This is a genomic window from Pragia fontium DSM 5563 = ATCC 49100 (assembly GCF_900112475.1).
GTDB classification, from domain to species: domain Bacteria; phylum Pseudomonadota; class Gammaproteobacteria; order Enterobacterales; family Enterobacteriaceae; genus Pragia; species Pragia fontium.
This window is the reverse complement of the sequence record NZ_FOLW01000005.1, coordinates 110886-135101: the sequence shown is the minus strand read 5'-3', so window position 1 is coordinate 135101 and position 24216 is coordinate 110886. Positions and strand designations below refer to the sequence as shown.

The 24216-nt window shown below is 46.5% G+C and carries 21 protein-coding genes; 5 read left to right on the top strand and 16 right to left on the bottom strand.

What is annotated here, in order from left to right; translation table 11 throughout:
- Positions 1-33: 33 nt before the first annotated feature.
- The gene (locus tag BMZ28_RS09405) at positions 34-1530 is read left to right on the top strand and encodes a pyridoxal phosphate-dependent aminotransferase (RefSeq protein ID WP_235432605.1); all 1497 of its coding nucleotides are present in this window, start codon (positions 34-36) and stop codon (positions 1528-1530) included.
- Positions 1531-1676: 146 nt separating this feature from the next.
- Complete coding sequence (gene yfbR, locus BMZ28_RS09400; RefSeq protein WP_074822665.1) at positions 1677-2282, top strand: 5'-deoxynucleotidase; 606 nt, start codon at positions 1677-1679, stop codon at positions 2280-2282.
- Between the two features lie 48 nt (positions 2283-2330).
- Here yfbR and BMZ28_RS09395 read toward each other — a convergent pair whose 3' ends face one another.
- From BMZ28_RS09395 to yfbV, 8 genes are all read right to left on the bottom strand, one after another.
- Positions 2331-3503, bottom strand: a complete 1173-nt coding sequence (locus BMZ28_RS09395; protein ID WP_074822660.1) for an FtsX-like permease family protein — start codon at positions 3501-3503, stop codon at positions 2331-2333.
- Positions 3500-4189, bottom strand: coding sequence for an ABC transporter ATP-binding protein (locus BMZ28_RS09390; RefSeq protein ID WP_074822659.1), 690 nt, complete (start codon positions 4187-4189; stop codon positions 3500-3502). Before BMZ28_RS09390 ends, BMZ28_RS09395 begins: the two co-directional genes overlap by 4 nt.
- A 12-nt stretch (positions 4190-4201) precedes the next feature.
- Positions 4202-4693: a hypothetical protein gene (locus BMZ28_RS09385; protein ID WP_074822657.1), complete on the bottom strand. Its 492-nt coding sequence runs from the start codon at positions 4691-4693 to the stop codon at positions 4202-4204.
- Between the two features lie 2 nt (positions 4694-4695).
- Positions 4696-6453, bottom strand: coding sequence for an alkaline phosphatase (locus BMZ28_RS09380; protein WP_074822654.1), 1758 nt, complete (start codon positions 6451-6453; stop codon positions 4696-4698).
- Between the two features lie 88 nt (positions 6454-6541).
- Entirely contained in the window at positions 6542-8386 is a 1845-nt protein-coding gene (locus tag BMZ28_RS09375) for an SLC13 family permease (RefSeq protein WP_074822842.1), read from the bottom strand.
- A 341-nt stretch (positions 8387-8727) separates the two neighbouring features.
- Positions 8728-9381 (bottom strand): sugar phosphatase, encoded by a 654-nt coding sequence (locus BMZ28_RS09370; protein ID WP_074822839.1) that lies wholly within the window; start codon positions 9379-9381, stop codon positions 8728-8730.
- Between the two features lie 74 nt (positions 9382-9455).
- A complete protein-coding gene (locus tag BMZ28_RS09365) occupies positions 9456-9962 on the bottom strand; it encodes a YfbU family protein (protein WP_074822651.1) in 507 nt (168 codons plus the stop codon).
- A gap of 732 nt (positions 9963-10694) precedes the next feature.
- Positions 10695-11147: a terminus macrodomain insulation protein YfbV gene (gene yfbV, locus BMZ28_RS09360; protein ID WP_074822647.1), complete on the bottom strand. Its 453-nt coding sequence runs from the start codon at positions 11145-11147 to the stop codon at positions 10695-10697.
- Between the two features lie 391 nt (positions 11148-11538).
- Between yfbV and ackA the strand changes: the two genes are divergently transcribed.
- The gene (gene ackA, locus BMZ28_RS09355; protein ID WP_047781478.1) at positions 11539-12741 is read left to right on the top strand and encodes an acetate kinase; all 1203 of its coding nucleotides are present in this window, start codon (positions 11539-11541) and stop codon (positions 12739-12741) included.
- A gap of 71 nt (positions 12742-12812) precedes the next feature.
- Positions 12813-14960: a phosphate acetyltransferase gene (gene pta, locus BMZ28_RS09350; protein ID WP_047781479.1), complete on the top strand. Its 2148-nt coding sequence runs from the start codon at positions 12813-12815 to the stop codon at positions 14958-14960.
- A gap of 85 nt (positions 14961-15045) precedes the next feature.
- On the opposite strand, the gene yfcD is transcribed toward pta, so the two are convergent.
- Both yfcD and yfcE read right to left on the bottom strand, forming a co-directional pair.
- Positions 15046-15594, bottom strand: a complete 549-nt coding sequence (gene yfcD, locus BMZ28_RS09345; protein WP_047781480.1) for an NUDIX hydrolase YfcD — start codon at positions 15592-15594, stop codon at positions 15046-15048.
- A 14-nt stretch (positions 15595-15608) separates the two neighbouring features.
- Positions 15609-16154 carry a phosphodiesterase gene (yfcE, locus tag BMZ28_RS09340; RefSeq protein WP_047781481.1) on the bottom strand — a complete coding sequence of 182 codons (546 nt, stop codon included), beginning with the start codon at positions 16152-16154 and terminating at the stop codon, positions 15609-15611.
- A gap of 404 nt (positions 16155-16558) precedes the next feature.
- Between yfcE and BMZ28_RS09335 the strand changes: the two genes are divergently transcribed.
- Positions 16559-17461 (top strand): TIGR01777 family oxidoreductase, encoded by a 903-nt coding sequence (locus BMZ28_RS09335; protein ID WP_074822644.1) that lies wholly within the window; start codon positions 16559-16561, stop codon positions 17459-17461.
- An 807-nt stretch (positions 17462-18268) separates the two neighbouring features.
- Here the strand turns inward: BMZ28_RS09335 and BMZ28_RS09330 are convergent.
- From BMZ28_RS09330 to accD, 6 genes are all read right to left on the bottom strand, one after another.
- A complete protein-coding gene (locus BMZ28_RS09330) occupies positions 18269-18841 on the bottom strand; it encodes a UbiX family flavin prenyltransferase (protein ID WP_074822641.1) in 573 nt (190 codons plus the stop codon).
- Positions 18842-18974: 133 nt separating this feature from the next.
- Complete coding sequence (gene purF / locus BMZ28_RS09325) at positions 18975-20492, bottom strand: amidophosphoribosyltransferase (protein ID WP_074822638.1); 1518 nt, start codon at positions 20490-20492, stop codon at positions 18975-18977.
- Positions 20493-20543: 51 nt separating this feature from the next.
- The gene (cvpA, locus tag BMZ28_RS09320) at positions 20544-21035 is read right to left on the bottom strand and encodes a colicin V production protein (RefSeq protein ID WP_047782696.1); all 492 of its coding nucleotides are present in this window, start codon (positions 21033-21035) and stop codon (positions 20544-20546) included.
- A 134-nt stretch (positions 21036-21169) separates the two neighbouring features.
- Positions 21170-21877, bottom strand: a complete 708-nt coding sequence (gene dedD, locus BMZ28_RS09315) for a cell division protein DedD (protein WP_074822635.1) — start codon at positions 21875-21877, stop codon at positions 21170-21172.
- Positions 21870-23150 carry a bifunctional tetrahydrofolate synthase/dihydrofolate synthase gene (gene folC, locus BMZ28_RS09310; RefSeq protein ID WP_074822630.1) on the bottom strand — a complete coding sequence of 427 codons (1281 nt, stop codon included), beginning with the start codon at positions 23148-23150 and terminating at the stop codon, positions 21870-21872. Before folC ends, dedD begins: the two co-directional genes overlap by 8 nt.
- Positions 23151-23249: 99 nt before the next feature.
- Positions 23250-24158 carry an acetyl-CoA carboxylase, carboxyltransferase subunit beta gene (accD, locus tag BMZ28_RS09305; RefSeq protein ID WP_047781487.1) on the bottom strand — a complete coding sequence of 303 codons (909 nt, stop codon included), beginning with the start codon at positions 24156-24158 and terminating at the stop codon, positions 23250-23252.
- Between the last annotated feature and the right edge of the window lie 58 nt (positions 24159-24216).

Below are 24216 nucleotides of genomic sequence, written 5' to 3'. Positions count from 1 at the left end.
AGGATGATATACATTTTATTAAGGCGGTATAGCATGACGGTTTCAAACGAGTGGATCGATCTAACCTCTTTTAAAAGCGGTAATTCACAGGCTCTGCGTTTAAAGAAAGAGCTGTTGGATGCGGCTCCAGCTTTTGCTTCCGGGGCGACGTTGCGTCTACTATCTGATAATACGGGTATTATCGTCGCATCAGAAGAGAATCAGGTTGAGCAGCCGAACAATGATCCGATGGTTAACGCTATGTTGGATGCAGCCGAGCAAAGTCTGACCACACCAAAGATCGCCCCTACCGTTACCGTTGATGCTGCCGGTCATAAGACCGTTGAAAAATCCAGAAAGCTGGATAATGTCTGCTATGACATTCGTGGTCCAGTGCTGAAAGAAGCTAAACGCTTGGAAGAGGAAGGTAACAAAGTCCTTAAGCTGAATATTGGTAACCCGGCTCCGTTTGGTTTTGAAGCGCCGGATGAAATTCTGGTAGACGTTATCCGTAATTTGCCAACCGCTCAGGGCTATAGCGACTCAAAAGGTCTGTACTCTGCTCGTAAAGCGATCATGCAGCATTATCAAGCACAGGGCATTATGGATATCACCGTTGAAGATATCTATATCGGTAATGGTGTATCAGAACTGATTGTTCAGGCGATGCAGGCTCTGCTTAATATGGGCGATGAAATGCTCATCCCTGCACCGGATTACCCATTATGGACCGCAGCGGTATCTCTTTCCGGTGGTAACGCCGTTCACTATATGTGTGATGAAGAATCTGACTGGTTCCCAGATCTGGATGATATTCGTAAAAAGATTACTCCACGTACCCGCGGTATTGTCATTATTAACCCTAACAACCCAACGGGTGCGGTTTACAGCAAAGAATTACTGTTAGAGATCGTTCAGATTGCCCGTGAACATAACCTGATTATTTTTGCCGACGAAATCTACGACAAGATTCTTTATGATGATGCCCAGCACCACTCTATTGCAGCACTGGCACCAGATCTATTGACCGTAACCTTTAATGGTTTGTCTAAAACCTATCGCGTTGCTGGTTTCCGTCAAGGTTGGATGGTGCTAAGTGGCCCGAAAGGACACGCTAAAGGCTATATCGAAGGTCTGGAAATGCTGGCCTCGATGCGTCTGTGTGCTAACGTGCCAATGCAACACGCTATCCAAACGGCAATTGGCGGCTATCAGAGTATCAATGAATTTATTCAACCGGGTGGCCGTCTGTATGAACAGCGCAACCGCGCTTGGGAATTAATTAATGATATACCAGGTGTATCCTGCGTGAAGCCGAAAGGTGCGCTGTATATGTTCCCAAAAATTGACGCTAAACGTTTTAATATTCATAACGACCAAAAAATGGTGCTTGACCTGTTATTACAACAGAAAGTTCTGCTGGTTCAGGGCTCCGGCTTTAACTGGCCATACCCTGACCATGTGCGTATCGTTACCTTACCTCGGGTAGACGAACTGGAAATGGCGATTGGTAAGTTTGCCAAATTCCTTGAGACCTATAAGCAAGCATAATCTGTTCGCTTTGGCGGTGAGCTTTTCACCGCCATATACATTTCTTGATTCCCCCACCAGTTAAAAATATTCACATATTCAGTTTGCACTCTGCGCAATAACTCCCCACAATCTAGCCCTGTTTTATACCTACTGAGGTGCCCATCATGAGCCAGAACCAAAGTCATTTTTTTGCCTATTTATCCCGACTGAAACTGATTAGTCGCTGGCCTCTGATGCGAAATGTGCGTACTGAAAACGTCTCTGAACATAGTTTACAAGTAGCCTTTGTTGCCCATGCGTTAGCAGTAATTAAAAACCGTAAGTTCAACGGTAATCTAAGTCCCGATCGGGTGGCGCTATTAGCGATGTATCACGATGCTAGCGAAGTCCTGACCGGCGATATGCCGACGCCAATCAAGTACTACAATCCGCAGATTGCCCATGAATATAAGAAAATTGAAAAAGTCGCCCAACTCAAACTAATTGAGATGTTACCGGAAGAAATTCAGCAGGATTTCCGCGCTATTCTGGATGACGATTATTACAACGAAGATGAAAAACTGGTTGTGAAACAGGCTGATGCCCTGTGCGCTTATCTGAAGAGCTTAGAAGAACTGTCTGCGGGAAATAAAGAGTTTAAACTGGCTAAACAGCGGCTGGAAAAAACCCTTAAGCTACGCCATAGCCCGGAAATGGAATACTTTATTAAAGTATTTGTGCCTAGTTTCAGCCTGTCGCTGGATGAGATTAGTCAGGATAGCCAGCTATAGCTAAATGAACTGGTTATCATCCAACAAGATGATAACCAGAATCAGTGACTAGCCTCTTAGCGCCTGAGCCGGAGAATAGCGATAGGTCAACAATGCAGGAACCAGCAAAATTACCGCTAAAACACCCCACATTATTGCTATCATCAGCAAATCTTGCTGTTTAATCTCAACCGGCAGCGCCATACCGTAACGCGTGGTAATGTTCGCCGATATCCATAGAGTCGCCAGATATCCAATCAGCACACCCAACGCCATACCGATGGTCATTATCAGCATCAAACCGCACCAAACCAACGAAATGACTCCCCTCTGTGGTGCGCCAAAAGCCCGTAGAGCCCCCAGTTGACGCTTGCGCTGCTCTAAATGAATAACTACTACCATCAAAATAGCCACCACGACCAGAAATTGAGTACCGGTTGCTACCCAGGACAGAATTTGTCGGGCGTCCCCCAGTGTGCCATATAACCGCACCAGTACTTCGCCCGGGAAAACCGCTTGGCTTTCTCCTCCGCGATATTGCGTTCTGAGCTGATAAGCCCCGGCGATGCTTTTTGGTTTAACGATTATTGCCGATATAGCGCCAAATTGCTCATCATGAGTATCCCCCTCTTTATGAACCACATGGTGTAAATCCCATACTGATTTAATGGGAACCAAAATCGCCTTATCCCACGTATCGTGACTTAGCGGTAACACTTTGGTTACGGTATAGCTGGCCTCATTATGTTGATGCGCACCTTCAGCGCCAATTTGACCGTGAATCGGTATAATCTTGTCGCCAATAGCCAGTCCACTCGCCCCACCAACAATCGCATCATGATCACTTTGGAAAACTTTATCACTGGTCGATAAACGATCGGCGATAAGATGGTCATCAGTACCGATAACCGGCATTCCCATATAGCTATCGCCAAAAGCGAGCGGAGCGGCCCACTCCACCAGCGGATTATGTTGTAATTCACTGAGCACTTTTCCATCCAATAAAGGCAGCAAAGATGGTTGAAGAAAGACGGTAGACAGAACGAGCTGCGTTTCACTGCCTGCGGCGCCAATCACCAAATCAAAGCGATCGGCAGCTCTGGCACTGCCTTCACGCAGCGCTCTTTCCTGAAGATTCACCACCATACTAAAAGCAATGGCGCACGCGATCAGGATAATCAAAACCAATGCACCGCCCCACAAACGTTTAAAGTCTGCGTATATCACGCCAAAAGGGATCATAATGGCCTTCCTACGGCAATATCCTTCACCGGTCGGCCGTTCTGCAGAGTGATATGGCGGTACATCTCGTTAGTCAGGCGAGAATCGTGGGTAATACAGATGAGTGTTGATTTTTCTTCTCGCGCAAAATGAGTCAACAGTTGTATAACCTGTAAACCATTTTCCTCATCCAGACTAGCGGTTGGTTCATCAGCAATCACAATAGACGGCTGTGGTAACAGCGCTCTTGCAATAGCTACCCGCTGTTTCTCACCGCGAGATAACGTGTCAACGCACTGCTTCCCTTGCCGAATACCCACCTGCTCCAACAGGTCTTCCGCTCTGGCTTTTAACGTCGACGGGATACGCCAGCGATAAAAACGTGACGCTAGCAATACATTATCCAATGCACTTATTCCCGGATAAAGATGAAAGTCCTGCATGACAAGGCCTATTCTGGCCGCTCGCCAACGGTCGCGTTTGCTTTCTGACAATCGACCAATATCCTGCTCATCCCAGAAAACCTGCCCGATATCGCATCGCTCAAGACCACTGATGGCATTAACCAGCGTGGTTTTACCACTACCTGAAACACCGGTTACCGCCACATGAGAGCCTGTGGCTACCACCAATGTTGGGATAGACAATGCAGCCTGTAAGCTACCGTTAAATCTTACCTGTAGTTGATTAATAAACAGTTCTGACATGATTCCCCCTGATTAAAGCTGGCTGAACTCGGCATCTCTTAGCCGCAGTAAGCTGACAAATCCGCTCTGTGGATCGCGCCATGTGCCGTACTCTAACGTTCCACTCACCTTAATCATGCTGTTATTCTGCACAAAGGTTTGCCGCTTTGTCAGATACACCACCAAAATGTCTTCCGGCCAATCTGCGTCGGATGAACAGAATGGGCACAGCGCCATTGGCATCTTAGTTAACACAAAGAACTGCGACTCCGCTTTCAAAGGTGGTGCCATAAATCCCTTTATCTCTATCTCTTGACCAGATAGCTGTTTAACCCGATCGGAAAACTCCAAACCTAAAACGCCAACATGACCATAAAACTGTTCAAATGACAGCGTAGGTTTAGCTTTAAGTTGAATGGAAATCAGACACAGCAGCAGGAGTAGAAAAGCGCAGTAAACGGCAGAAACCTTTTTAAAACCGATAGGGCCGGGATTATCCCGGCCGCTGTTATCAACAATCGTCATGATTATTGCCCTTGCTTACCATGACCTAATGACAGTGCATCGGTAATTACTCGAAACAGTTCGGTATTATCCATATAGCCACGAATACGTTCAGAACCAGGACCGGATGCTTGAACAATCATGTCATCGACGGAATGTACGCCAGTGTCGGCATCACGGGGAATATTTCCGGTTCTTAATACTGCTCCCGGAACATCTTTATAGGCCGCATTGGCAATATACTCACCTTTCTCATTCTGAATGGCCGGGACAAAACGTCCATCCAGCTTAGGCCGGAAAGTTTCATAATAGTCAGGGAAGTTATTGAAGAACACTGCCAGGCGTTTGGATACATCGACTTTATCCGGATAACCGTCGCCATTTTTATCCTGATAGTTCGGATAGCCTGCCGTCTCATACACCCCAACCTTTTCACGCATGTCGCTACCCGGTTTATTATCGTCAACGGTACCAATAATTGAGATACCGTGAGTATGATCGCCAGTGACGATAATCAGCGTATCTGGGTGAGTTTCGGCAAATTTCTTGGCCACGGCTACCGATTGATCCAGCATGATGGTGTTATAGATGGAGCGCTCCCAATCCAGCGGATGAGAAGCCTTATCGATCAAGGCTGACTCTACCATCAGGAAGAAGCCATTATCATTTTTCGACAGTACATCCAACGCCGTTTGCGTCATTTCCGTCAGATCTGGCTGGTTAGGGAATTTTTTGGTGACATCATTTTTCAGAAAACGACGATCCAGCACATCATCCATATTACCGGTATGGAACAGTCCCAAGAGTTTACTGGCACTGGCTCCCTGTTGCTTGAGGGAATCAGCATCGGTAGCTAATTGATATCCCGCCTGCTGAAAACGTTCAATATAGTTTTGGTCATCTTTACGCTTAGAGCCCGGCGTGGTTTGCGGCAGGAAATAGGCCGAACCTCCTCCCAACATCACTTCCGGTTTGACGTCATAAAACATGCTAACGATTTCAGACTTATCCGCACGACGACGAGTATGGGAAACAACGGCAGCAGGTGTGGCGTCTTCCAGTTCGGCATCACTCACAATACCCACCGACATATTGGTCGTGCGTTTCAGAAGTTCCCCTAACGTTTCCTGCTTGGGATGATTAAGGGAATCTTTGGCGCGGCTGACGTAAACGCCCAACGCGTTAACGCCAGATTTATGGCCAGTCATATAGGCGCTCATGGTATTGGCGCTATCAGCAGCAATTGAGTCGGTGCTGGAGGTGCCAATAAAGGCCATATTCGATAAATCATCCATCGCCAGACGACCATCGGCTTTTCCTTCGGTAATGCCCTTGGACAGAATACGAGCGCCGGTACGATGCGCTACGGAGAGGCCATCACCGATAAACAGAATCACATTTTTAGCCTGGCGTTTTGCTGGGGTTTGATAGATATTCCAGCTTACGCTGCCTTTTTCATCACCGGCAGAAACCTCCACTTTATAAGCACCCGGTGACGTTAAATCGACGTTTTTCACTACCAATGAAGAGGCTTTAGCACCGTCTTCATTTTTAATAAATTCACTCTTCTTGCCCCAGACCTGCTGGTAATCCTTTCCGTTGATTTTTACGCTAACCTTTTCGGGGTTAACTTCCTGCTCAAACTCAACTTTAAAATCAAATTTTCCACCGGTTAGCATCGTTGCGCGATCGATAGGATAGATATTCACGGCAGACGCCGTAACGGGAACTAAAACCGGTACCAATGCCAAAGTCATGGGAATAAACCAACTTGCCTTCATCCTGTTTCTCCTGATGTTTTCATTTTCAGAAGCAAGATTACTCAGCGTAAATGTCAGTTTTATGAACGAATGATGACTGAAATATGTATCAGAACGGGAACAGTAACGGAATAATGACCACGCTAATCACCATCACCAATAGCGTAAACGGTACGCCAATACGGATAAAATCGCTAAATTTATATCCCCCCGGCCCCAATACCATGGTATTCACCGGTGAAGAAACAGGCGTCATAAAAGCTGCCGATGCAGCAACCGCCACCACCATCGCAAAAGGTAAGGCTGAAACACCCATTTGGTTAGCAGCACCGATCGCAATCGGTGCCATCAATACTGCCGTTGCGGTATTGGATATAAACAAACCAATCACAGCACACAGAACAAACAGGCTAAGTAAAACCACCCTCGGCCCCATATCCCCGACGGTATCCATCAAACCCTGTACCACTAAATCAATACCGCCGGTTTTTTGCAGGGCCTGAGCAAACGGCAACATACCGACAATCAGTATCAAAGTTGGCCAGTGAATGGATTTATATGCCCCTTCCATATCAATACAGCGGAATTTTCCCATCAGCAAACAGGCCAACAGTGCGGCAATCACGTTTGGCACAATATCGGTCACCATCAGGAAAATCATTAAAATCAAGCAAAGCAGCGCATGAGGAGCCTGACTGGTAGCTGGCGCGACCTCGTCGACTTCGGCAGGTAAATTCATCACCAAAAAATCGCGAGTATTGGTTTGTAATTGACGAATCTGACGCCAGTCACCAATAACCAACATCATATCGCCAACCTTCAGCTCTTCATCTATTTGGCTGTTTTCAATCAATTTGCCATTGCGACGTATACCGATAACGTTCAAATTATAGCGGGTACGAAACGTCATCTGGCGCAAGGTCTTGCCAATATATTCAGAATCCGGAATGAGAGACACCTCAGCCATACCCACTTCACGCGCCTGTTCAGAAAAATACTCACCGCGCAAAATCATCGGCTCAAGCAGCTCTTCGGTACAAAAATGGCGTACGTCAACTTCCGGACCGTGAATATCCACCAGCAAAATATCATGTACCCGCAGTTCAGTGGCGGCAAAGGCGCTAATCATCACCCGACGAAATTTACGCCAACGTTCAATACCAATAACGTTGGCACTGTAGCGCGAGCGTAGATGTAGTTCATCCAACGAGCGCCCAATCAGCGGAGAACCCGGACGAATTGACAACCGACGAGCGCGGCCGCTGAGTTTATAATCATGAATCAGATCGCGCATGGTACGACGAGAGCGAGATTTAGGGCTGGTCTGATCCACCGGCTTCACCAACCAACGCCGCACCAGCAGCATATAGCCAATACCAAACAACAAAATCAAAATGCCAATGGGCGTAAAGCTGAAGAAACTGAATTGTCCGGCACCATAGCGTTCCAATTCACTGTTAACCACCAGGTTTGGCGGCGTTGCTACCAGCGTCATCATACCGCTGATAAGGCCAGCAAAAGCCAGTGGCATCATTAAACGACCCGGTGGCCGTTCCATACGAGAAGAAACACTCATCACAACGGGAATAAAAATGGCCACTACGCCGGTTGAGCTCATCACCGACCCCAAACCAGCAACGGCCAGCATAAGCAGCACCAACAACTTAGTTTCGCTGCTGCCCGCGACTCGCACCAACCAGTCTCCAACCTGATAAGCAATACCGGTACGTACCAGCCCCTCGCCGATAACAAAAAGTAAGGCAATCAGAATAACGTTAGGATCGCTGAAGCCGGAAATAGCTTCAGGAAGAGTAAGAATACCGCTGGTGACAAAAACAGTGATCAGCAATAGCGCGACAACGTCCATTCGGACTTTATTGGAAACAAACAAAATGATTGCGACAAACAGGAAGCATACCACCCAGAAAAGCTGGCTATCGGCTAAGGTACCCATCATGGTTAGTAATCGATCAATCACGGTTGCTCCCTACTGTTTAGCTAAACATACTGCTCCACATCAATATATTATTAGAATTCAAGTTATATAAAATACCCGGTTCAATGCCGTTTTTTATTATGAATGACAAAGTTAACCTATTTTTAACCATTAAAGTGAAAAAATATGCGATTTAACTTAAAAAATTAAAATAAAATACGTTGTGAGATGAATTTCAATGAAAAGAAAAATCTTCAACCATCATAATGAAGTTACAGATAAATTCTATTTTCAAGGCGATAAAAAAAGCTCCTTAATATGGAGCTTTTTTAGATTTATGCGGCTAATAACGCATTGGACTAGCGAAATTGGATTCTGACAATGTTATCAGCATAATCTAGCGTAATCTGCTCAAGTGAATCCAATACCTTATCCACTCGTGCCAGCTCTGGCGTATTCGCCGGTACGTTAACTGCAATCACTTGGCAACCTGCCGCCAAACCGGAGGCCAGACCTGCCGCCGCATCTTCCACGGCGATACAGTGAGCAGGCTCTAATCCTAAACGTTGCGCGCCGAGTAAATAAGCATCCGGCTCCGGTTTACCACGCGCCACTAATTCAGCGGTAATAAACACCTCAGGAAATGGAATACCCGCCGCTTTACATCGAGCATGAGCAATCGGCACCGTACCGGATGTCACAATAGCCCATGGAATACTTAATGTATCCAACTGATTAAGCAACTCTATCGCACCCGGTAACGCCACAATCCCCTCGGTATCAGAGGCTTCGATTTGTTCCAATCGGTCAAACTCATGCTTAATCTCTTCATCACTGCGCCCTTTCATAAAGTGGCGTAGGGAAGTGATAGCCTGTTTACCGTGGATAAAATCCAGTACTTCCTGAGGATCGGCGTTTAGACGTTGCGCCAATCCCAGCCACGCCCGCTCAACAACCGCCAGAGAACTGACCAACGTACCATCCAGATCAAACAGAAAACCTTTACCTTTCAATTCGCTATTCCCATCAATAAATATCATTACACTCGATACCCTATCGGTTTAAACCGATAGGGTATCGAAATCTATTAGGCATTAATGATTTGTGAAATCTCGATAGCGCACAAATGGTACTGGCGCGGACAGGATTGCCAGATTGCCAACATGCGCTGATATTTATCCCACATTTTAGTCTGTGCGTTAAAACCGTGGGTGCCGGAGTCAAAGTGAGTATAACGACCTTCGGTATTGACCAGGAAGCGAACATAGCTTAAGTAGCGTGCTTCTGTGGCGGCATCAAAACCGAGAAATGCGATACGGCGTTCATCAATTTCCGCTTTATCTTTCAGATGGTCGCGCAGGTTTTCAAAGGAAACGCCTAGCGCATGATGCATTTCCATAATATTAATAATAGTACGGCAGGTGTCTTCATTCAGTTCACCGAACTCTCGCTCCAGTTCCTTCATCTGCAAACCAAAACCCCGCTCGATAATGGTCTGTAAACGACGATAGCGCTCGGCGTTTTCAGGATCCATCATGGTCATCATTTTATATTGGTTTGAGAGGATTAGCCGTTGGGCATTAGTCATTTCCACGATAACAACTCCTAAGATTCAAAAATAAAAAATAAATCTGTGTGTGAATAAAAACACCATCACTAATGCCTAGAGAATGTCATATTGCGCAACAGAGTGATACACATTCAGTGTAATTTTTTGTTTAGTCTATCGGTGATAAATAAGCAGAAAATAGAGGTGAATGGGTATCAGGATAAGTGAACGTATCGTTAATTTATTGATTAAAGTAATTCACAGCACTCACATCGTCATTCCGGCGAAAGCCAGAAGCTCGCCCTTAAACCAAACGCTGCCATTAAGCTAAAAACCAGATTCCGGTTTTCACCGGAATGACGAGGATGGTGTGAATGACTGTGATTACAGTGATAACAACGATGGCAACGATGGCAACGATGGCAGGAATTATGGTTCAGTTGATCAATTCAAGTCTATCCACAGCACTCACATCGTCATCCTGGCGAAAGCCAGGATCTCGCCCTTAAGCCAAATGCAGCCATTAAGCTAAAAACCAGATTCCGGTTTTCACCGGAATGATGAGGATGGTGTGAATAACTGTGATTACGGTAATGACAACGATGACAGGAATTATGGTTCAGTTGAGCAACTCAAGTCTATCCACAGCACTCACATCGTCATCCTGGCAAAAGCCAGGATCTCGCTCTTAAGCCAAATGCTGCCATTAAGCTAAAAACCAGATTCCGGTTTTCACCGGAATGACGAGGATGTTTTCAACTGTTCTAAGCTGTCAAACTAAAGCTCATCCAGAAAGGTTTTATCCAACTGCTTAAAGGCGTGGTTTAGTAGTTCAGCCAAATGCTGATAGGTAGGTTCCTGCTCCAACGGTGCGATTTCCTGCCCCGCCTCATTCAGTTTGTCACATAATTCATGAAACCATTGCTTTAACGTTGGTGGCAAAGTGGAAACGGATCGTTTCCCCAACCACCATAGTCCTTGCATCGGTAGGCTACAGGCAAAAATAGCTGCGGCTATTGCTGGCCCAAGTTGGCCATTCATTGCAATCTGCCATGCTAAAGTAAAGATGGCGATGGGTGGCATAAAACGTACCCCAAACCGCGTTGCAGTCGTAATGCGGTTTTCGGGAAAGACTACCGCCAAACGTTTTTCATTCGGCCATGTCTTCATGTAGGTTTGCCCACGTTGAAATATCTGCACCCAACGAATAGGACCTGATGAACGTAACATTTTGTTTGCCGCCTTTGATTTCAGAACGCGCTAATATGTACATTATGTCGCCATCCGGATTATAATGCACTTTCAAATAATTTCGTAAATTTTAAAACATTTGCATAAAAAACTTGATGTAGTTTAATAAATATCAATTTTTTTTGCATTTCAGTTTTGCTTTTACACTGGCAGGCATTATCCTAGCAGCGGCCTTTCGGCCATGTATTATGATTACGAATTATTGTGGATAAATAATTACCAATAACCTGTCTTCAGGCAATTGTGTACAATAATAAAGATCAATACGCGGGTACGCAGCAAACGATCGCTTTTAGGGTTCGCCCATAATTGTGATGCTACGCTTGCCCTACTTTTGTTTTCCCAATCACGAATAAAATAGGTACTTCTTATGTCGAGTAAGCTGGTTCTGGTTCTTAACTGTGGTAGTTCTTCTCTGAAATTTGCCATCATTGATGCTGCCAATGGCGAAGAACACCTTTCTGGTTTAGCCGAGTGTTTTAACCTTCCAGAAGCCCGTATTAAATGGAAAATGGACGGCGGTAAACACGAAGAAGCCCTTGGAGCTGGTGCGGCACACAGCGAAGCTCTGAATTTCATTGTTAATACTATTCTGGCTCAAAAACCGGAACTGTCAAACAACCTGACGGCTATTGGCCACCGTATCGTACACGGCGGAGAGCAGTTCACTCAATCAGCCGTTATCAACGCGGATGTGTTGAAAGGTATCCAGGCTGCTGCGCCATTTGCGCCTCTGCATAATCCGGCTGGTTTAATCGGTATTGAAGAAGCATTCAAAGCGTTCCCTGCCCTTAAAAATAAAAACGTGGCCGTTTTTGACACTGCCTTCCATCAAACAATGCCTGCAGAATCTTATCTGTATGCTCTACCGTATAGCCTGTACAAAGAGCACGGTATCCGTCGCTATGGCTTCCACGGTACCAGCCACTACTACGTTAGCCGTGAAGCAGCCAAAATGCTGAACAAGCCGGTAGAAGAATTGAACGTGATTACCTGTCACTTAGGTAACGGTGGTTCAGTTTCCGCTATCCGTAACGGTGAATGTGTTGATACTTCTATGGGTCTGACTCCGCTGGAAGGTTTGGTCATGGGTACTCGCAGCGGTGATATCGATCCAGCGATCATTTTCCATTTATACGATGTAATGGGAATGAGCATGGAACAGATCAACACCATGCTGAACAAAGAATCTGGTTTACAAGGCCTGACCGAAGTAACCAGCGACTGTCGTTATGTTGAAGATAACTATGCAGACAAAGAAGACGCTAAGCGTGCTATGGACGTATTCTGCCATCGTTTAGCTAAATATATCGGTGCTTACTGCGCATTGATGGATGGTCGTCTGGATGCCGTTATCTTTACCGGTGGTATTGGCGAAAATGCGGCAATGGTTCGCGAATTAGCCTTAGGTAAATTAGCCCTGTTAGGCTTTGATATTGACCATGACCGTAACTTGGCTGCCCGTTTTGGCAAATCAGGTAACATTGCTAAAGACGGTACCCGTGCTGCATTAATCATTCCAACTAACGAAGAATTAGTTATCGCTCAAGACGCCTCCCGTCTTACAGCGTAAAAACAATAACACCGTCAGCTCATGCTGGCGGTGTTGTTTTGACGAAAGCATAACCTAAAAGAGGTTTAGTCGTGTCTCGTACCATTATGTTAATCCCTACCGGCACCAGCGTCGGGCTGACCAGTGTTAGCCTAGGTGTCGTTCGCGCTATGGAGCGCAAAGGTGTCCGTTTAGGCGTCTTTAAGCCAGTAGCCCAATCCCGTTCTGGTTCTGATGTGCCAGACCAAACCACTACAATTCTTCGTGCCAATTCGAATGCGGTTACCGCACAGCCGTTAAGCATGAGTCAGGTGGAAAGCCTGCTGGGTAGCAATAAACAAGACGTCCTGATGGAAACGATTGTTGAACGTTACCAGGAATGTGCCAAAAATTCTGAAGTGATACTTATTGAAGGTTTAGTGCCCACTCACCAGCACCAGTTTGCTAATGCACTAAACTATGAAATTGCTAAAACGCTGGGCGCAGAAATTGTGTTCGTTATGGCATTAGGTAATGATTCTCCGGCGCAGTTAAAAGAACGCATTGAATTAGCCCGTTCCAACTTCGGCGGCAATAAAAACGAAAACATTACCGGCGTTATTATCAATAAACTGAATGCTCCGGTTGATGAACAAGGCCGTACTCGCCCTGACCTGTCAGAAATGTTTGACGATTCATCGGCTAAACAGCCGATCACCGTTGTAGATACGGCACAATTATTTACTAATTCTACGCTGCCAATTTTAGGCTGCATCCCGTGGAATCTGGATCTGATTGCTACCCGTGCTATTGATATGGCTCATCACCTTAAAGCTCGTATCATTAACGAAGGTCAAATTCGTACTCGTCGTATCAAGAGCGTCACTTTCTGTGCTCGTAGCATTCCAAATATGCTGATGCACTTCCGTCCAGGTTCACTGTTAGTAACCTCTGCCGATCGCCCTGACGTTCTGGTTTCAGCTTGCTTAGCTGCAATGAACGGCGTAGAGATCGGTGCGATTCTGTTAACCGGCGACTATGAAATTGACGAACGCATACACAAACTATGTGAACAAGCGTTTGAAACTGGCCTACCGGTATTTATGGTGAACACCAATACTTGGCAGACCTCTCTGTCACTGCAAAGCTTCAGTCTGGAAGCACCAGCAGATGACCATGAGCGTATTGAATTATCACAGGATTATATTGCCAGCCACATCAATAGCGAGTGGATTGATACGCTGACGGCTAACTCTGAAGGTTCCCGCCGCATGTCTCCTCCTGCCTTCCGTTATCAGCTCACAGAGCTGGCACGTAAAGCCGGTAAACGCGTCGTTTTACCTGAAGGTGATGAGCCGCGTACCATCAAAGCTGCAGCTATCTGTGCAGAGCGTGGTATTGCGCAATGTATCCTATTGGGTAATCCGGAAGAAGTTAAGCGCGTTGCTGAAGCGCAAGGCGTTGAGCTGGGTAAAGGCGTAGAAATCGTTGATCCGGCAGAAGTCCGCGAGCGTTATGTTCCTCGTTTAGTGGAACTGCGTAAGAGTAAAGGGATGACCGAGGTAGTTGCCCGTGAGCAACTGCAAGATAACGTGGTTCTGGGCACTCTAATGCTGGAACAGAGCGAAGTTGACGGTCTGGTTTCCGGTGCTGTTCATACCACCGCTAACACCATCCGCCCACCGCTACAGTTAATTAAAACAGCACCGGGAAGCTCACTAGTTTCTTCTATCTTCTTCATGCTGCTACCTGAACAGGTTCTGGTTTACGGTGACTGTGCGATTAATCCAGATCCAACCGCAGAGCAACTGGCTGAAATTGCTATTCAGTCCGCTGACTCCGCCGCTGCTTTTGGTGTTGATCCTCGCGTCGCCATGATCTCCTACTCTACCGGCAACTCCGGTACCGGTAGTGATGTTGATAAAGTCCGTGAAGCAACCCGTCTGGCTCAGGAAAAACGTCCTGACCTGGTGATTGATGGTCCGTTACAGTATGACGCCGCCATTATGGAAGATGTTGCCCGCTCTAAGGCACCTAATTCTCCAGTTGCCGGTAAAGCGACCGTATTTATCTTCCCTGACCTGAACACCGGTAACACCACTTATAAAGCCGTTCAGCGTTCTGCTGATTTGGTTTCTATCGGTCCGATGTTACAAGGTATGCGCAAGCCAGTGAACGACTTATCTCGCGGTGCACTGGTTGACGATATCGTGTATACCATCGCACTGACGGCTATTCAGGCTGCACAGAACCAGAACTAATCTGCTATTGCAGGCATAAAAATGCCGGGCTCTGATAAAGAGCCCGGCATTTTTTATGACCGAATAGAACGTTAGCCTGATTAATTTACTGTGATTCGACCTGTTCCTGCTCCATCTGTTGTACAGGATTTCGGGTCAACCAGAGATTCAGCGCTTTTAGCGAATCCGGCGTAAATTCATCAGCTCGGCTCTGAATATCTTCCAGCGTCAACCAGTGTACGCTTTCAATCTCTTCTTCCTGTAAGGCAAACGGGCCGTGTGACACACAGCTAAATAACGATCCCCAAACCATACAGCTATCTGATTCGTAATAAAAAGTGCCATGGTCGGCAAAAGGAACATCCGCAATCCCCAGCTCTTCTTCTGCTTCACGACGAGCCGATGCCAGCATATCTTCACCCTGCTGTACCACTCCGCCTGCAGTCGCATCCAGCCATCCCGGATAGAAGTCTTTTATATCAGTACGACGCTGAACCAAAATTCTTCCCATACCATTATGAACCACAATATAGGTGGCTCTGTGGCGCAAGTTTTTCTCTCTCATTTGCATACGGGTAACTTGAGCCATCACGTTATTGTTTTCATCAACAACATCGACCCACTCAACCTGTTCGGTCTGGTTTTGTTCTTCCATCTATGAAAGCCTTTTTATAACGATGCCTGAACAATGGGTTCCGCGTGCTGCAAACTCAACACTTGCAGTTCCCCATCCCTCAACATACCAAAACTTGCTGGGTATCCACCTTTCGGTAAACTGGCAGACCCCGGATTAAATAGATAAACATCCTGCCGCTTTTCGGCCTGCGGGATATGTGTATGCCCATAAACAAAAACATCCCCGGCACGTAGCGGAGGAAGTTTATCAGGGTAATAGTGATGGCCATGGGTCAAAAACAAGCGCCGCTCGTTGAGCAATACCTGTTGCCATGTTGCCTCTATAGGGAAGTTTAATAGCATTTGGTCAACTTCACTATCACAATTCCCACGAACCGCAACAATTCTATCAGCAAACCGATTAAGTTGCAGTGCCACTTCTGCCGGATTATAGCTATCCGGCAATGGGTTACGTGGCCCGTGATAAAGCAAATCCCCCAATAAAATTAACCAGCCGGCACCTGAATGCTCAAACCGCTCTAATACCTGATGAGTAGCAGATAAAGAACCATGTAAATCAGAAGCAAACATCAGTTTCATTGGTCATGACCCCAAGTATGAAGTGAATTTGGGTTAATATTTTATGATTAATCGCTTGATAAAAAGGACCTAAGTCAGCGCATTCTACTGCATAAAAATCATCTTATCTCGTCATAATATACATAATGGCATTAAGGAGAAACTAAGCGAATCGGTTTGTCTCAGACGTTTATGGCATGAACAGCGCCAAAATGAGGTCCCCCCCCTCAATTCGCGGCCAAAAGCACCATTACCTTAATCAGCAGCGATCGATCATCATTGCACAAAAATACAGATTAACGAGCAATGATCAGGTTAAAAAATAAAGTTGTGAGCAAAAGGAGTATTTTACGCTAACTATCCGCTATTATTATCAATACAGACAAGACGGTTTCATTGCTTATGACTGCTTTAGGAGTTCCCTCATGCATATACTGATCACAGGTGCCACAGGACTCATTGGTCGCCATCTGACGAAAAACCTGCTATTGCAGTCTCATCGCATTACTGTCCTCAGCCGTAATCCGCTGCATGCTCACACCCTTTTTGATGATAGCGTTAATTATCTGGATTCGCTGGATACTCTAAATTCACTGGATGGATTTGATGCCGTCATTAACCTTGCTGGTGAGCCTATTGCCGATAAACGCTGGACCAGTGCACAAAAAACACGCCTGTGTAACAGTCGTTGGCAGTTGACCGCTCAACTCAGCAAATTAATTACCCAAAGTGAAAATCCACCATCGGTGTTTATTTCTGGCTCTGCGGTAGGCTATTACGGTAATCAGGGGCAAAGCGTAGTAACCGAAGATGACAGCCCCCACCCTGAGTTTACCCATACCCTATGCCAACGTTGGGAAGAGGAAGCCTTGCTGGCCAAAAGCCCGCGCACCCGGGTCTGTCTGATACGTACCGGTATTGTGCTCTCTACTGAAGGGGGAGCATTAGCCAAAATGCTACCCATTTTTAAAATTGGCTTAGGTGGCCCTCTGGGTTCAGGTTTGCAGTATATGCCGTGGATTCATATTAACGACATGGTGGGTGCCATCATATTTTTGCTCACCACTCCCGGTCTTGAAGGCCCATTTAATATGGTTTCACCTTATCCGGTACATAATGAGCTATTCACCGATCTACTCACATCGGCTATCGACCGACCCCACTTCTTCCGTACCCCTGCATTTGTAATTCGTCTTCTGATGGGGGAATCGGCTGTTTTGGTGCTTACTGGTCAGCGAGCGCTGCCGAAACGTCTGGAGAATGCGGGCTATCGTTTTGAATTTACGGAGCTGGATAAGGCGTTTGAGAATCTTTTCCAGAATAAGTAAAGCAAGGTCGGTGTTCATTTCGTCATCCCGGTGAAAGCTGGGATTTGCTCTTAGGCTATCCGTTGCTATTAAGCTAAAACCCAGATTCCGGCTTTCGCCGGAATGACAGGGGTGATGGGAGTAATGAGAGTAGCGAAAGTGGCGGGCGATAATGACTCAGCTTATCCATTCAAGTCTCCCCACAGTACTCATATTGTCATCCCAGCGAAAGCTCTGATGAATCCCCAGAAATTTTTTCTTTGGGGATTCAAAGGATTAAAGTGGGTATTTTGTGAGCGATTTATTCCACTTATTAGTGACTCATTCAGAATATGCTCGCATTCCCCCCTTCGTCGTTCCGGTGAAAACCGGAACGCGTAGCCGCAGGCGTAGCAAACATTCGCATAGCGAATGGCCCGAAGGGGAGCGCAGCGAATCATCTAATGTTTTAGCTTAACGACAACGCTTGGCTTAAGAACGAGGTCCCCGCTTTCGCAGGGATGACGGTATAAATGCGGGAATGACAATATAAATCATAGTTAAGAATTCATGTTTATTTTTCTGGGAATTCCTCAGAGCGAAAGCTGGGATCTGTCCTTAGACTACCCGCTGCTATTAGGCTAAAACCCAGATTCCGGCTTTCGCCGGAATGACTGGAAGCTATGGGAATAATGAGAGTGGCGGAAGTGGCGGAAGTGGCGGAAGTGGCGGGCATAATGGCTCAGCTTATCCATTCAGGTCTACCTATAGCACTGATATCGTTATCCCAGTGAAAGCTGGGATCTGCCCTTTTTAATCACGCAACACATTTAATTTCTTGATTAACCATCAAGACTTACCCTGCCAGCGTTTAAACAGGTCCTGCTCCAACTGAATATCAAACTGATCTAACACCCGGTTAATCGTCTGATCAACAATATCCATGATGCTTTCAGGGCGATGATAGAAAGCCGGTACCGGAGGCATAATCACCGCCCCCAGCTCGGCGGCCTGAGTCATTAAGCGCAGGTGTCCAAGGTGTAGCGGGGTTTCTCTCACGCACAATACCAGCGGTTTTCTCTCTTTCAACGCTACGTCAGCCGCTCGGCTTAATAGGTCATCGGTATAACTGTTAACAATGGCCGACAGGGTTTTCATTGAACACGGTAAAATAACCATTCCATGACAGCGGAACGAGCCAGATGAAACGGATGCAGCAATATCACGAACATCATGCACCACCGAAGCCAACGATGTGACATCCTTCAGGCTGAAATCCGTTTCCAACGCCAGCGTTTGGCGCGCGGCATTACTCACGATCAAATGAGTTTCAACCTCCGGGCAATTTTGCAGTATCTGCAATAAACGAATGCCATAAATCGCACCGCTGGCACCAGAAATGCCGATAATTAAACGTTTCATGATAAAGACTCTTTTGCATTCGCTGATAATGGAAGACTGTGCCGCAATCATTAAGGTTAATCAATCATAATCAAACAGCAATAAAAATGCCGGACTGAATCATTCACCCCGGCACAGTTTAGCAGAGAACGATTTACCCTTCGTTATACAACTCCAGATTTTCAGCATTGTGCTGTTCGGTATCCACTTTAGTATCGTCGCTACGCAATGTATCAAGATAATCGAGATAATTCTGATCGATATCTTTTGTCACATAGATACCGTCAAATACTGAACACTCAAACTGCTCAATATCGTGGTTATCATCGCGAACTGCCTCGATCAAATCATCAAGATCTTGGAAAATCAACGCATCAGCACCGATAATCGCATTAATCTCCGCCACTTCCCGACCATGTGCAATCAGTTCATTAGCGCTTGGCATATCAATACCGTAAACGTTAGGAAAACGCACTTCTGGCGCAGCCGAAGCCAGATAAACCTTCTTCGCCCCCGCTTCTCTTGCCATTTCAACAATCTGTTCAGATGTGGTACCGCGCACAATGGAATCATCCACCAGCAGGACATTCTTATCACGGAACTCTGCACGATTGGCATTCAATTTACGGCGAACTGACTGTTTACGCGCCTGTTGGCCGGGCATAATAAAAGTACGACCAACATAGCGATTCTTCACAAAGCCCTGACGATAAGGTTTATCAAGAATACGCGCAATCTCCAGCGCAATATCACACGATGTTTCTGGGATAGGAATCACCACATCGATATCTAAATCGTCCCATTCACGGGCAATTTTCTCTCCCAGCGTTTTCCCCATACGCACACGAGCGCTGTATACCGAAATTTTATCGATAAATGAATCCGGTCGAGCAAAATAAACGTACTCAAACAGACAAGGGTGGCTTTCAGGATTGTCGGCACATTGTTGAGTAAACAATTGCCCTTGCTCAGTGACGTAGATAGCCTCTCCCGGCTCGACATCGCGAAGGAACTCAAAGCCCAATGTATCTAACGCGACGCTTTCTGATGCCACCATATACTCAACACGGTTATCCTCTAGCTTACGTTTACCAATAACTAGCGGACGAATGCCATTAGGATCGCGAAATGCCAGCATACCGTGACCAATAATCATCGCCACACAAGCATACGCGCCACGAATCATCTTATGAGTATTACGCACTGAGGTAAAAATATCTTCCGCCGTTAAGGGGTAATGGCGAAAGTTATCCAGTTCACTGGCCAGAATATTCAGCAATACTTCAGAATCAGAAGTGGTATTGATATGGCGACGAGCCACTTCAAACATCTTCTGTTTCAATTCATGGGTATTGGTCAGATTACCATTATGGGCCAGAGAGATACCGTAAGGGGAGTTAACGTAGAATGGCTGCGCTTCAGAAGCGCTGGAGCCTCCAGCAGTAGGATAGCGAACGTGGCCGATGCCCATATTGCCTTGCAAACGCTGCATATGCCGCATTTCGAACACATCTTTTACCAGTCCGTTGGCCTTTCTTAAACGAAAACTATTATTTGCATCTATCGTTACAATCCCTGCTGCATCTTGCCCACGGTGCTGAAGCACTGTAAGCGCATCATAGATGGATTGGTTAACGGGCGTAAAACCAACAATACCGACAATACCGCACATGTTGTCTTTTCCTCATCAGTATCACCGCACGCCCATCTAACAATCATGCTATTACATAGTGTGCGGCAAGAAACTCGACGAACTCTGCAAGTAGTCAAAGAACCACTTGATAATATGGCTAAACTGCGGGATTAGCTGGGATTGAGCCCAGTCTGAACTATGTGAGAACGATGTAAACGAGTCTAGGAAAAACAGTAGTGCTGCCACAATCAGGGCGCCACGCAATGCACCAAAACAGATGCCTAAAACGCGGTCAGTACCTGAAAGGCCAGTATGTTTTACCAGCGATCCGATCACATAGTTAACAATAGCGCCCACAATCAGCGTCGCAATAAATAGCGCGGCAATAGCGATTCCATTACGTACCAGTTCATCCTGAAACTGGGTAAAGTAAACCGTTAGATATGGGTAAAACTGACTGGCAACAAAGAACGCTGCTACCCAAGTCACTAACGACAAAGCCTCGCGAACAAATCCGCGAATCAGGCTGACCAGTACTGAAAAGCCAATAACACCAATAATGACATAGTCAACCCAATTCAACATACGTACATCCATGCATTTATATTGTGAAACTTCATAAAATCAGCCTATATAAAAACTACGCCATCTGATTTTCAGCGCATTCTAACAGAAAAAGAAAACGTTTGCGTATCGATTTTATCATTACGCAAACGTTATCGTACGGCACTATATGCTTTAACCTGTCCACTCAAACCCGTCAAGCGTTTAAGTTCAGGCAATGCAGCCTCAAGCTTTTGCTTTGATGGATCCGGACCTACTACCAACCGGGTAATTTTCCCCTGCACCGGCGTTGCTGGGATCGTATAAACCCGATGGCCTGACAAACGAAGCGTTGCGACCAACTCATTAACTTTGTCCGCATTCTTTAGGGCACCAAGCTGAACAATATAGGCCTGACCTACCGGAGGTTTCTCTTTCGGTTTTTCCGACTCTACCGGTTTATTATTGGCAACGGGCTTTTGCTCAGTTGGCTTCGGTACAACAGGTTTGGGTTCAGGTTTACTCTCTGGGGGCTTAGTTTGAGTGACCTGGGGTAGCGTTTCCGGCTGAGCATTTACCGCTGTATTACCAGCGGTAGTCGAAGCCAGCGGCGGTGGGGCTATCCCGGTGTTCGCATTATCAACGACTTGACCGTTGCCCACTGTCGCCGTTGCACCAGGATTAACCGGCGGCAAATTATGGTTTACCGAAGGTAAAATTTCGGTATTCCGATCGTCACCTTCTTTTGGTACCAACGGTATTGCCGCAAACTCTTCTTCATAGTGTTTCTTCTTACCATCAAACAAACTGGGAAGTACGATGACACCAATAGCAACAATAATGACGGCCCCTACCAATCGGTTTTGAAATTGACTAGCCATCCTGTTCTCCTGTACTTGACGCCAGTATTTCCATCACATGTGCAACGGTATGGAAAGAACCACAGACGATAATCATGTCCTGACTACCGGCATCCTGTAGCGCCTGTTGCCAGGCCTGTTTAACATCAGTAAACACGCTTGATTGCGGTAAATATTGAGCCAGTTGCTCTGCGTTAGCGCCACGAGGTCCTTCTAGAGGCGCGCAGTACCAGATATCTACCTGTGGCTTAAGCAACGCCAGCGTGCCTTCTATATCTTTATCTGACAACATTCCCACTACAGCATAGACTTTTCCATCACGATGCGGCAGTGCCGCAAGACGCTGGGCTAAATAGCCAGCGGCATGAGGATTATGGGCAACGTCTAATATCCTCAACGGTGATTGTCCAATAACCTGAAAACGTCCCGGTAAGGCAGCCTGCATCAACCCTTGACGGATGGCCTCATGACTCACTTTCAAAGATGAATAATGCAATGCTGATAGCGCTGTCGCCGCATTAGGCAGAGGAACGTTTGGTATCGGTAAGCCTGCAAGTTTTTCCTCAGCAGCCTGCCAGCACCAGCTCTCGCCCGACGCTTCCAGTTCAAAGCACCAGTCATATCCACGACGATACAGCGGAGAACCAAGTTCAGCAGCAACATCAGCAATGCTTTGCGGCATATCAGGTTCACCCACTACCGCAGGTTTATCTGCACGGAAAACGCCAGCCTTCTCACGGCCAATACTCTCACGGTCGAAGCCTAACCAGTCGGTATGATCCAGCGCAATACTGGTCACTACAGCCACATCTGAATCCACAATGTTGGTGGCATCCAGACGCCCACCTAAGCCAACCTCTAAAATCACCACATCCAAATTGGATTGTTTAAACAGTTGAAGGGCAGACAGAGTACTAAATTCAAAATAGGTTAAAGACGTCTCCCCTCTTCCCTGCTCAATCAAAGCAAAGGCTTGGGTATGCGCACTCTCAGGTAGTTCTTGCCCCTGTATTCTTGCTCTTTCAGTATAGCGAATCAGGTGCGGGGAACTGTAAACACCCACGCGAAACCCTGCTGCCATAAGAATCGTTTCCAGAGTGCGGCAAGTGGTACCCTTGCCATTAGTACCGGCAACGGTGAAGACATAAGGCGCGGGTTTAAGCAGGTCGAGGCGCTCTGCAACAGAACGAACACGTTCCAGGCCTAGTTCGATAGCCTGATTATGCAGATGCTCAAGATAATAAAGCCACGAGGCAAGAGGCGACGTGGCTTGAGGTATATCTAGATCTTTCATGATTCCCGTTCACTTAGCTACGGTTTCACTCTTGTGCAACCCGACCAGATAATCATGGCCGGGTTGTTCGTTTATAATTAATGAAGTAACCAATACGGCTTACTTTTCAGTATCTGATACAGATACTGAAGCCTCGGCTTCATTAACACCTTCATCAGGCAGAGGCTGATTAGTCATTTTGGCTAACAGACTCGCCAAACGTAGGCGCATTTCAGGACGACGTACAATCATATCAATCGCCCCTTTCTCAATCAGGAATTCACTACGTTGGAAGCCCGGCGGTAACTTTTCACGCACGGTCTGCTCAATAACCCGTGGACCAGCAAAACCAATTAATGCTTTAGGTTCAGCCACATTAACATCACCTAACATCGCTAAACTGGCTGACACGCCGCCCATCGTTGGGTCGGTCAACACGGAGATGTAAGGCAGTCCGCGTTCTTGCATTTTAGCCAGTGCAGCACTGGTTTTCGCCATTTGCATCAAAGAAAACAGCGCTTCTTGCATACGGGCACCGCCGCTGGCAGAAAAACAAACCAGTGGACAATTATCTTCTAATGCCTGCTCAACGCCGCGAACAAATCGAGCGCCAACCACGGATGCCATTGAACCGCCCATAAATGAGAACTCAAACGATGCCACAACCACTGGCATACCGTACAGCGTTCCCTTCATGACGACTAAGGCGTCTTTTTCATTGGTTTCTTTTTGTGCAGCCGATAAACGGTCTTTGTATTTTTTAGAATCTCTGAACTTTAGCAGATCTTTCGGTTCAAGCTCACTACCCAGCTCGACTTCACTCCCCTTGTCCAGGAAACTGTGCAGGCGCACGCGGGCACCCATACGCATGTGATGATCGCATTTAGGGCAAACGTCTAAATTACGATCCAACTCAGCGCGATAAAGCACTTGTCCGCAGCTGTCGCATTTGGTCCAAACCCCTTCAGGGATATTAGCTTTACGCGTTGGAGCGCTACTTTTACTTAAAATTCGTTCAATCCAGCTCATTGATGACCTTTCTGTTTAAACCAAGCATAGCGTTGGTCAGCTATTCAGACGGATATCT

Excerpts from the sequence above, each read along its gene's own strand:
- BMZ28_RS09395 (WP_074822660.1), bottom strand. The coding sequence starts at position 3,503 with ATGATCCCTTTTGGCGTGATATACGCAGACTTTAAACGTTTGTGGGGC.
- yfcD (WP_047781480.1), bottom strand. The coding sequence starts at position 15,594 with ATGGAAGAACAAAACCAGACCGAACAGGTTGAGTGGGTCGATGTTGTT.
- BMZ28_RS09385 (WP_074822657.1), bottom strand. The coding sequence starts at position 4,693 with ATGACGATTGTTGATAACAGCGGCCGGGATAATCCCGGCCCTATCGGT.
- BMZ28_RS09330 (WP_074822641.1), bottom strand. The coding sequence starts at position 18,841 with ATGAAACGTTTAATTATCGGCATTTCTGGTGCCAGCGGTGCGATTTAT.
- yfbV (WP_074822647.1), bottom strand. The coding sequence starts at position 11,147 with ATGTTACGTTCATCAGGTCCTATTCGTTGGGTGCAGATATTTCAACGT.
- purF (WP_074822638.1), bottom strand. The coding sequence starts at position 20,492 with ATGTGCGGTATTGTCGGTATTGTTGGTTTTACGCCCGTTAACCAATCC.
- BMZ28_RS09335 (WP_074822644.1), top strand. The coding sequence starts at position 16,559 with ATGCATATACTGATCACAGGTGCCACAGGACTCATTGGTCGCCATCTG.
- dedD (WP_074822635.1), bottom strand. The coding sequence starts at position 21,877 with ATGGCTAGTCAATTTCAAAACCGATTGGTAGGGGCCGTCATTATTGTT.
- yfbR (WP_074822665.1), top strand. The coding sequence starts at position 1,677 with ATGAGCCAGAACCAAAGTCATTTTTTTGCCTATTTATCCCGACTGAAA.
- folC (WP_074822630.1), bottom strand. The coding sequence starts at position 23,150 with ATGAAAGATCTAGATATACCTCAAGCCACGTCGCCTCTTGCCTCGTGG.
- BMZ28_RS09380 (WP_074822654.1), bottom strand. The coding sequence starts at position 6,453 with ATGAAGGCAAGTTGGTTTATTCCCATGACTTTGGCATTGGTACCGGTT.
- accD (WP_047781487.1), bottom strand. The coding sequence starts at position 24,158 with ATGAGCTGGATTGAACGAATTTTAAGTAAAAGTAGCGCTCCAACGCGT.
- yfcE (WP_047781481.1), bottom strand. The coding sequence starts at position 16,154 with ATGAAACTGATGTTTGCTTCTGATTTACATGGTTCTTTATCTGCTACT.
- BMZ28_RS09405 (WP_235432605.1), top strand. The coding sequence starts at position 34 with ATGACGGTTTCAAACGAGTGGATCGATCTAACCTCTTTTAAAAGCGGT.
- ackA (WP_047781478.1), top strand. The coding sequence starts at position 11,539 with ATGTCGAGTAAGCTGGTTCTGGTTCTTAACTGTGGTAGTTCTTCTCTG.
- BMZ28_RS09375 (WP_074822842.1), bottom strand. The coding sequence starts at position 8,386 with ATGGGTACCTTAGCCGATAGCCAGCTTTTCTGGGTGGTATGCTTCCTG.
- BMZ28_RS09390 (WP_074822659.1), bottom strand. The coding sequence starts at position 4,189 with ATGTCAGAACTGTTTATTAATCAACTACAGGTAAGATTTAACGGTAGC.